At 59.0% G+C, this 5,668-nt stretch carries 3 rRNA genes; all 3 read left to right on the top strand.

What is annotated here, in order from left to right:
* The first annotated feature begins 33 nt into the window (after positions 1 to 33).
* The 3 genes from ACGLYG10_RS15450 to rrf all read left to right on the top strand — a co-directional run bounded on the left by ACGLYG10_RS15450 (position 34) and on the right by rrf (position 5,637).
* Positions 34 to 1,600: ribosomal RNA gene (locus ACGLYG10_RS15450) — 16S ribosomal RNA — on the top strand.
* 365 nt (positions 1,601 to 1,965) lie between these two features.
* Positions 1,966 to 5,162, top strand: a 23S ribosomal RNA gene (locus ACGLYG10_RS15445).
* 353 nt (positions 5,163 to 5,515) lie between these two features.
* A 5S ribosomal RNA gene (gene rrf / locus ACGLYG10_RS15440) occupies positions 5,516 to 5,637 on the top strand.
* Together the 16S, 23S and 5S rRNA genes form the textbook arrangement of a ribosomal RNA operon.
* The last annotated feature ends 31 nt before the right edge of the window (positions 5,638 to 5,668 follow it).

Genomic DNA, 5,668 nt, shown 5'->3' with positions numbered 1-5,668 from the left:
TTTTTTGTTGGTTTCTTTGTTTGGTTTTTGTTTTGTTTGGAGAGTTTGATCCTGGCTCAGGACGAACGCTGGCGGCGTGCTTAACACATGCAAGTCGAACGGGCTGGCTCTGGTTTTTTGCTGGGGTTGGTTAGTGGCGAACGGGTGAGTAACACGTGAGTAACCTGCCCTCTTCTCCTGGATAACTGCTTGAAAGGGCGGCTAATACGGGGTGGTCTGGCCTGCCTGCATGGGTGGGTTGGTATAGGTTCAACTTTGGTTGTTCTGGTGGGGGATGGGCTCGCGGCTTATCAGCTTGTTGGTGGGGTGATGGCTTACCAAGGCTTTGACGGGTAGCCGGCCTGAGAGGGTGGACGGTCACACTGGGACTGAGATACGGCCCAGACTCCTGCGGGAGGCAGCAGTGGGGAATATTGCACAATGGGCGGAAGCCTGATGCAGCGACGTCGCGTGAGGGATGGAGGCCTTCGGGTTGTGAACCTCTTTTTCCGGTGGTGAAGGCCTGCCTCGTTTGTGGGTGGGTTGACGGTAGCCGGGTTAGGAAGCGCCGGCTAACTACGTGCCAGCAGCCGCGGTAATACGTAGGGCGCGAGCGTTGTCCGGAATTACTGGGCGTAAAGGGCTTGTAGGCGGCTGGTCGCGTCTGCCGTGAAATCCTCTGGCTTAACTGGGGGCTTGCGGTGGGTACGGGCTGGCTTGAGCGCAGTAGGGGAGATTGGAACTCCTGGTGTAGCGGTGGAATGCGCAGATATCAGGAGGAACACCGGTGGCGAAGGCGGGTCTCTGGGCTGTTGCTGACGCTGAGGAGCGAAAGCGTGGGGAGCGAACAGGATTAGATACCCTGGTAGTCCATGCTGTAAACGTTGGGCACTGGGTGTGGGGGCCCTTTTCCGGGGTTTCCGCGCCGTAGCTAACGCGTTAAGTGCCCCGCCTGGGGAGTACGGCCGCAAGGCTAAAACTCAAAGGAATTGACGGGGGCCCGCACAAGCGGCGGAGCATGCGGATTAATTCGATGCAACGCGAAGAACCTTACCAAGGCTTGACATGGGCTGGTTGCTGCCGGAGACGGTGGTTCTCTTGCTGCTTTTTGTGGTTTGGGCTGGTCTGCAGGTGGTGCATGGTTGTCGTCAGCTCGTGTCGTGAGATGTTGGGTTAAGTCCCGCAACGAGCGCAACCCTTGTCTCGTGTTGCCAGCGCGTTATGGCGGGGACTCGCGGGAGACTGCCGGGGTGAACTCGGAGGAAGGTGGGGATGACGTCAAATCATCATGCCCCTTATGTCTTGGGCTTCACGCATGCTACAATGGCCGGTACAGTGGGTTGCGATGCCGTGAGGTGGAGCGAATCCCTTAAAGCCGGTCTCAGTTCGGATCGGTGCCTGCAACTCGGCACCGTGAAGTTGGAGTCGCTAGTAATCGCGGATCAGCAACGCCGCGGTGAATACGTTCTCGGGCCTTGTACACACCGCCCGTCACGTCATGAAAGCCGGTGACGCCCGAAGCCCGTGGCCTTATGGGGAGCGGTCGAAGGCGGGGCTGGTGATTGGGACGAAGTCGTAACAAGGTAGCCGTACCGGAAGGTGCGGCTGGATCACCTCCTTTCTAGGGAGATTGTTTTGCTGGCAGGGCAGGCAGGCACTCTGTTCGTTTCCTTGTGGTTGCGTGTGTTGCGTGGCTGGGGGGCGGGCGGGACCCTCTTCTCCTCCTTCTTTTGGTTGGTGGGGTTGGGGGTGGCATGCTGTCGGGTTCCGGGGCTGCGTGTCCTGGGTTGCCTGCTGGCTTTGCTTCTGGCCTTTGGGGTTGGGGGTGGGGTTGGTTGGGTGGGTTGGTTGTGAACTGTATAGCGGACGCGAGCATCAATGATTGTTTGTTCAGCTTGTTTGCTGGTTTGTTGTTGCTTGTGGTTGTTTTGCGTGTTTTGTTGTTGTTTTGCCTGTTTTGCTTGTTTTGTTTTGCTTGTGTTTGTTTGTGTTGTTTTTTTGGGCGTTCGGTGGATGCCTTGGCACCAGGAGCCGATGAAGGACGTGGCGGCCTGCGATATGCCTCGGGGAGCTGGCTTGCGGGCTGTGATCCGAGGGTTTCCGAATGGGGGTACCCGGCGCGAGTTGTGTCGCGTCACCTGTCCCTGAATTGATAGGGGGTGGGGGGTTACGCGGGGAAGTGAAACATCTTAGTACCCGTAGGAGAGGATATTCTGTGAGTAGTGGCGAGCGAAAGCGGATTAGGTTAAACCGTGGTCGTGTGATTACTCGGCAGGGGTTGCGGCTGCGGGGTTGTGGGGCGTGCTTGTGGGTTTGCTGCCGTGGGCCCGCACTGTTTGCTGGTGGGTAGCTGGATTCTCTGGGATGGGGAGCCGTAGAGGGTGATAGCCCCGTAGGTTGAACCTGCTGGTGTGGTGTTGAGCATGTTTTTTTCCCCTTTTGTGCGTGGGGTTCGTGGAGTCTTGCGTGTGTCTGCCAGGACCACCTGGCTGCCTAAATACTTCCTGGTGACCGATAGCGGATTAGTACCGTGAGGGAATGGTGAAAAGTACCCCGGGAGGGGAGTGAAAGAGTACCTGAAACCGGGCGCCTACAAGCCGTCAGAGCCCGCCGGGCTGGTTTTCTGGTCTGTGTGGGTGGTGGCGTGCCTTTTGAAGAATGAGCCTGCGAGTCAGGGCGTGTCGCGAGGTTAACCCGTGTGGGGTAGTCGTAGCGAAAGCGAGTCTGAAGTTTGGGCGTTTTAGTGGCGCGTTCTGGACCCGAAGCGGGGTGATCTACCCATGGCCAGGTTGAGGCACGTGTAAGAGCGTGTGGAGGACCGAACCCACCTCGGTTGAAAACGGGGGGGATGAGCTGTGGGTAGGGGTGAAAGGCCAATCAAACTCCGTGATAGCTGGTTCTCCCCGAAATGCATTTAGGTGCAGCGTTGCGTGTTGCCGTGCGGAGGTAGAGCACTGGTTGGTTGAGGGGCCTTACAGGGTTGCTGATGCCAGTCAAACTCCGAATGCCGTATTGGTTTAGCGTGGCAGTGAGACTGCGGGGGATAAGCTTCGTGGTCGAGAGGGAAACAGCCCGGATCGCCGGCTAAGGCCCCTAAGTGTGCGCTAAGTGGGAAAGGATGTGCGGTCGCGGTGACAGCCAGGAGGTTGGCTTAGAAGCAGCCATCCTTGAAAGAGTGCGTAATAGCTCACTGGTCGAGTGGTCGTGCGCCGACAATGTAGCGGGGCTCAAGCGCACCGCCGAAGCCGCGGACCCCGGCCCCGTTTGTTGGGTTGGGGTGGTAGGGGAGCGTCCTGCGTTGGGTGAAGCCCGGGGGTGACTCTTGGGTGGACGGCGTGGGAGTGAGAATGCAGGCATGAGTAGCGAGACCGGGGTGGGATTCCCCGGCGCCGTATGACTAAGGGTTCCAGGGGCAGGTTCGTCCTCCCTGGGTGAGTCGGGGCCTAAGGCGAGGCCGACAGGCGTAGTCGATGGATGACGGGTTGATATTCCCGTACCGGTGGAGTACCGCCCATGCTGACGTGCGGGTGCTAACCCACGCCGTTGCCGCTGTTTTCCTGTGGTTGGGCTTTCGGGCCTGGCTGTGGGGTGGTGGTGTGGTCTGGGGACCGACCGTGCTGGTAGGCAAGCGTGTTTTAACTGGGGTGACGCACAGAGGTAGCCTCGCGGGGCTTATGGCTTGTCCCGTTCAAGCGTGTGGCCTGGTGCCTAGGTAAATCCGGGTGCCGTGCCCTGCCCTGTTGGGTGGGGTTGGGTGAGGCGTGATGGTGACCCTGCCGGTGTGGTGGGGGATAGTAGGGTGATCCTGTGGTGCCTAGAAAAGCCTCGACGTGAGGTGCTTTACCGCCCGTACCCTAAACCGACACAGGTGGTCGGGCAGAGTATGCCCAGGCGTGCGAGTGAATCATGGTTAAGGAACTCGGCAAAATGCCCCCGTAACTTCGGGAGAAGGGGGGCCTGAGCCTTGAAGCCCCGTTGCGGGCTAGGGGTGAGGGTCGCAGGGACCAGGGAGGAGCGACTGTTTACTAAAAACACAGGTCCGTGCGAAGCCGTAAGGCGATGTATACGGACTGACGCCTGCCCGGTGCTGGAAGGTTAAGAGGATCCGTTAGTCCCACGGTTAGTGTGGGGTGAAGCGGTGAGCCTAAGCCCCAGTAAACGGCGGTGGTAACTATAACCATCCTAAGGTAGCGAAATTCCTTGTCGGGTAAGTTCCGACCTGCACGAATGGCGTAACGACTCCTCTACTGTCTCAACCATGAGCTCGGCGAAATTGCATTACGAGTAAAGATGCTCGTTACGCGCAGAAGGACGGAAAGACCCCGGGACCTTTACTGCAGCTTGGTATTGACGTCCGCCATTGTTTGTGCAGGATAGGTGGGAGACTGTGAAGCGGTCGCGCTAGCGGTTGTGGAGTCGTTGTTGGGATACCACTCTGATGGTGGCGTGCGTCTGAACCTGGGCCCGTGATCCGGGTCAGGGACAGTGCCTGGTGGGTAGTTTAACTGGGGCGGTTGCCTCCTAAAAGGTAACGGAGGCGCTCAAAGGTTCTCTCATCCTGGTCGGCAACCAGGTGTTGAGTGCAAGCGCACAAGAGGGCTTGACTGTGAGACTGACGGGTCGAGCAGGCACGAAAGTGGGAGCTAGTGATCCGGCGATCCCGTGTGGGTGGGTCGTCGCTCAACGGATAAAAGGTACCCCGGGGATAACAGGCTGATCCTGCCCAAGAGTCCATATCGACGGCATGGTTTGGCACCTCGATGTCGGCTCGTCGCATCCTGGGGCTGGAGCAGGTCCCAAGGGTTGGGCTGTTCGCCCATTAAAGCGGTACGCGAGCTGGGTTTAGAACGTCGTGAGACAGTTCGGTCCCTATCCTCTGCGCGCGTTGGAGACTTGAGGAGTGCTGTCCCTAGTACGAGAGGACCAGGACGGACGAACCTCTGGTGTGCCAGTTGTACCGCCAGGTGCATGGCTGGTTGGCTACGTTCGGGTCGGGTAACCGCTGAAAGCATCTAAGCGGGAAACCGTCTCCAAGATAAGGTCTCCGCAACCCCTCCTGGGGTTGGTAGGCTCCCAGTTAGACGACTGGGTTGATAGGCCAGGTGTGGAAGCAGGCAGTCCCGTGTGGGGTGAATCCTGTTGCTTGAGCTGACTGGTACTAACAATGGCCGACACAACACAACACGCACTCACCTCCGTGGGGTTCCCGGCCGGGGCCCCCGTTAGGTGGTGGGTGGTGGCGAGCGAAACAATTGTTTTTATGGCATGAAACCGGCAGGCACACGCCCCCGCCCTGTGCTGGGCGGGGTGTGATGGCGGCTTGACGCGTGGGGCTTCCACAAGCAGCAGTGTTCAACCGGCAAACAACATGAGTTGAGTAGTTCTTTCAATCACTTGGTTTGTTTTTTGCGTCCGCTGTACGGTTCACAGGCAACCCACCCCCGGGCGGGTGCTGATATGTGAACAGGGTGTGTGGTGCGTGCGCGAGCGCCCGCCTGGCCTGGTTGTTTCTGGGTGGGTGTGGGTTGGTGTGTGTGCCGGTGGTCATAGCGGGGTGGGTCATGCCCGGTCTTTCCTTTCCGAACCCGGAAGCCAAGCCCCCCAGCGCCGATGGTACTGCCCCCGGAAGGCGGGTGGGAGAGTAGGACACTGCCGGCACGCTCACGAACCCACACCCACAACCACACCC

The organism is Actinomyces glycerinitolerans, from assembly GCF_900098745.1.
Lineage (GTDB): Bacteria > Actinomycetota > Actinomycetes > Actinomycetales > Actinomycetaceae > Actinomyces > Actinomyces glycerinitolerans.
This window is presented reverse-complemented; position numbering and strand designations above follow the sequence as displayed.